This window comes from Mycobacterium hackensackense (assembly GCF_025822555.1).
Taxonomy (GTDB): Bacteria; Actinomycetota; Actinomycetes; order Mycobacteriales; family Mycobacteriaceae; genus Mycobacterium; species Mycobacterium fluoranthenivorans.
This window is the reverse complement of the sequence record NZ_JACKUC010000004.1, coordinates 1-764: the sequence shown is the minus strand read 5'-3', so window position 1 is coordinate 764 and position 764 is coordinate 1. Positions and strand designations below refer to the sequence as shown.

The window sequence follows — 764 nt, the reverse complement described above, 5'->3', positions numbered from 1 at the left end:
GCTGGAACGGCTTCTCGTCCTCGGGGATGTCCTCCCACGCCGCGAGCGTCTCGTCACGTTCGGTCAGTTCACAGTCCTGCGGTATCCAGCCGTTGGCCTTGGCGCGCGCGAACACCCGCTCCCGATAGGCATCCCATCCGTCATCGAACTTCCCGGCGTACTTGTCGGCCCACTCCTTCATGATGTGGTGCGGACCGTGCAGGCAGCCGCTGGCCCAGTACATGAAGAACGGCTTGTTCGCGTTGAACGCCTTGTGCCGCCGCAGCCAGCCGATGGCGTCATCGGCCAGATCCTCGGACAGGTGATAGCCCTCTTCGGGTGTCTTGGGCGGGGAGACCACCGTGGTGTTGCGCACCAGGTGCGGTTCGTATTGGGAGGCCTCGCCGGCCAGGAAACCGTAGAAGTACTCGAATCCGAGTCCGGTGGGCCAATTCTCGAAGGGCCCGGCGGCGGTGGTCTCCTCGGCGGGGGTGTTGTGCCACTTGCCGAACGCCGACGTCGCATATCCGTACTGTTTGAGGACCTCGGCCACGGTGGCGCTGGAGCGCGGGATCTTGCCCGCATAGCCGTCCCAGTCATTGGCCAACTCGGCGATCTGGCCATTGCCGATCTCGTGGTGATTGCGGCCGGTGAGCAGCGATGCACGCGTCGGCGAGCACATCGCCGTGGTGTGGAACCGGTTGTACGTGACGCCTTCGCCGCAGATCCGGTCGAGCGTGGCGGTGGTGACCTCACCGCCGAACGTGGTCGGCAGTCCCGGCCCC

General features: G+C 65.6%; 1 protein-coding gene. It reads right to left on the bottom strand.

Annotated elements, in window-relative coordinates:
• Positions 1-764, bottom strand: a 764-nt coding sequence (locus H7J86_RS00025; protein WP_267288593.1) for a sulfatase-like hydrolase/transferase, incomplete at both ends; no start/stop codon positions are given.